3 protein-coding genes are annotated in these 2,743 nt (G+C 63.5%); 1 reads left to right on the plus strand and 2 read right to left on the minus strand.

Translation table 11 applies throughout. The features are described from left to right. Positions 1 to 445: 445 nt before the first annotated feature. Entirely contained in the window at positions 446 to 1,069 is a 624-nt protein-coding gene (locus CZ203_RS05195; protein ID WP_087065102.1) for an HAD family hydrolase, read from the minus strand. A gap of 101 nt (positions 1,070 to 1,170) precedes the next feature. On the opposite strand from CZ203_RS05195, the gene CZ203_RS05200 reads away from it, so the two are divergent. Next, entirely contained in the window at positions 1,171 to 1,935 is a 765-nt protein-coding gene (locus CZ203_RS05200) for a MerR family transcriptional regulator (RefSeq protein WP_087065103.1), read from the plus strand. Between the two features lie 55 nt (positions 1,936 to 1,990). On the opposite strand, the gene CZ203_RS05205 is transcribed toward CZ203_RS05200, so the two are convergent. Beyond that, on the minus strand, positions 1,991 to 2,743 hold a 753-nt coding region (locus CZ203_RS05205; protein ID WP_087065104.1), incomplete at its 5' end, for an ROK family protein.

Genomic DNA, 2,743 nt, shown 5'->3' on the forward strand with positions numbered 1-2,743 from the left:
GCGTTCATCCTGAGCCAGGATCAAACTCTCTAAAAATTGTATTAATACAGGCCATAAGCCTGCTTTAATCAAAACCCTTAGAGTTTCTGACGTCGCCGTCTTATTTGGAATGGGTTTACGGCGCCCATTTTTAACTTCGGAGTTTGCACTCCAAAGGAATTTCAGGTTCGCTTTGGTTTGCTTTGCTTTACGTTGTTTAATTTACAAGGTGCAATCTTTTTCAGCCTTTCCGGCGCTTTTCTTCACCGGAGCAGCTTATTTAGTATAGCACTCAGCAGGCCGCTTGTCAAGGGCTTTTTTTCAAGGCCTTTTCACGCTTGCCGGCTGGCGCCGCGCCGCCTCACCGAAGCAGCTTGATTAGTATACCGCTTTTACTTAGGTTTGTCAACAAAATCCCGCAAGATTTTTTACCTTTTTTTGCGCGCCCCAAAAACGCCCGCGCGGCCTACAGGAAGGCGCACAAATCCGCCGGTTTTTCCAGGTAATACGTCGCGGGCAGACCTTTGTCCTGCGTCCCCCAGCCCGCCAGCGCGCTGTCCACGCCCGCGGCCTTGGCGCACGCCACGTCAAACGCGCTGTCGCCTACATAAAGGGTGCGCCCCGCCTGCGCGCCGGCGCGCCCGAGGTACGCGAGCAGCGGCTCCGGTTCCGGCTTGTGCCGCTCGGTATCGTCGCGGCAGACCACGGTTTTGAAATACGGCTCCATGCCGTGCGGCTTTGCGCCGAGCAGGTAGGCTTCATAGGAACGGGACGTCACCACGCCGAGCGCCAGGCCGCGCCTGTCCAGCGTTTCCAGCAGCGCCGGGATGCCGGGGAACACCGGGCTTTGCCCGATCGTCGCCACCGAAAGCTCGTACCACCGCGGGTAAATCCGGTCAATCTCCTCCGGCGTATAGCCCAGGATCTGCAGCCCCATGCGCCCGGTGGTGCCGAACACGGTGTTCAGCTCACAGTCGGGCTTGGCCTGCCCCATAACCTCGCAAAGCGCCTGCCGCAGCGCCTGCAATTCGGACTGCGCGGTATCAATCAGCGTACCGTCTACGTCAAATACAATGTGCGTATACTTCATCTGTACCTGCCCTTTCTTAAAAACCGGTGGATAAAAATCCGGAAAAGCCCTTGACCGTGCCGCTGCGTCAAGCGGTATACTGTGCCTGTGAGGTGGTTCATATGGAATACACAATCAACCGTTTGGCGGCGCTCGCCGGCGTCAGCACCCGCACCCTGCGGTATTATGACGAAATCGGCCTGCTGCGCCCGTGCCGGACAACGCCCGCCGGGTACCGCATCTACGGGCCGGGGGAAATCGACCTGCTGCAGCAGATCCTGTTTTACCGCGCGCTGGATTTCCCGCTGGACGAGATCGCACGCATCGTGCAGGCGCCCGGCTTCGACCGGCGGGAAGCGCTGCGCCGCCAAAGGGACGCCCTGTGTGCACGGCAGGCGCGGCTCGGCCGCCTCATTGCAACGATTGACCGTACCCTAGGTTCCCTGGAAGGAGGAATTCCCATGGAAGATCAGGAAAAGTTCGAAGCCTTTAAGGCGCGCGCCGTCGCGCAAAACGAGGCCGCCTACGGCGCGGAGGCCCGCAGGCAATACGGCGGCGCGGCCGTCGACGCGGCAAACGGCCGCCTGCTGCGCATGACGCAGGAGGAATACGCGCGGTTCCAGACGCTCGGCGCGGCAGTGATGGACGCGCTGGCGCAGGCCGTGCGCGAAGGCGCCGACCCCGCGGGCGAGGCCGGCCGCCAGGCCGTGGCGCTGCACCGCAGCTGGCTCAGCTATAGCTGGGAGGAATACACGGCGCAGGCGCACAAGGGGCTGGCGCAGGGCTACCTGGCCGACCCCCGCTTTACCGCGTATTACGACCGCGAGGTGCCCGGCTGCGCGCAGTTCCTGTGCGACGCCGTGGCCTGCTGGGCGGGACGCGCCTAACCGCACCGTATCCCCCGCAGCCCGGACGGCTTCCCGCCGTCCGGGCTTTTTTGCGCTATCCGGCCTGCCGCGCGGCGAGGTCGGCCAGCCCGCGCTCGTAATCGCGTTCAAAATCCGAAAGCGCCACCGCCGGCACCACCGGGAGGCAGCGCGCGCAGGCGGCGCGGATTTCCTCCACCTGCGCCTCCTGCAGGCCGTCCTGGTATAGCACGACCCGTTCCGGGTCGATCAGCACCGTGGCCATCCGGATGATTTCCGCATACTTCCGTACCAGTTCCGCGGGCGCCGCAGGCGAATCCTTAAACTGCGGCAGGTAGCAGATTTCACCCGCCAGGTTGTGCGCGCCGCGCAGGCACTTGCCCCCGACGATCGTGCACGCCCCGAAGCCGAACGCCCCGCAGTAGACGCATGTGACCGCTTCCTGCAGCCCGTCGCGGTGCGCCGCCCAGTATCCCATCGCCGCGGCGTTCACATCGTTCTCAACCGCCACCGGCAACCCGCATCTATCCTGTAAAACAACATCCAGGCTCAAGCCCCGCAACTCGGGATAATAAAAGGTATCGCACACGACGCCCTCGCGGACGTTCGCGGCGACGCCGAATGCCACCCCTTGGAGTTGCGGGTTACGCGCCTGCTCACGCTGTATAAGCGTGGCCGCCCCCTCGATGAAGCCGGCGGCGCAATCCTGCGCGCCGCGCCGCACCGGCGTGCCGAAGCCGTCGCACACCGCCCATTGCAGCCGCTCCCCCTCCAGGCGGAGCAAAAGCGCCTGCCGGTGCAGCGGGTCGACGGCGTAGGACATCGCCGC

Source organism: Intestinibacillus massiliensis, from assembly GCF_900155735.1.
In the GTDB taxonomy this organism is placed as follows: Bacteria; Bacillota; Clostridia; order Oscillospirales; family Butyricicoccaceae; genus Intestinibacillus; species Intestinibacillus massiliensis.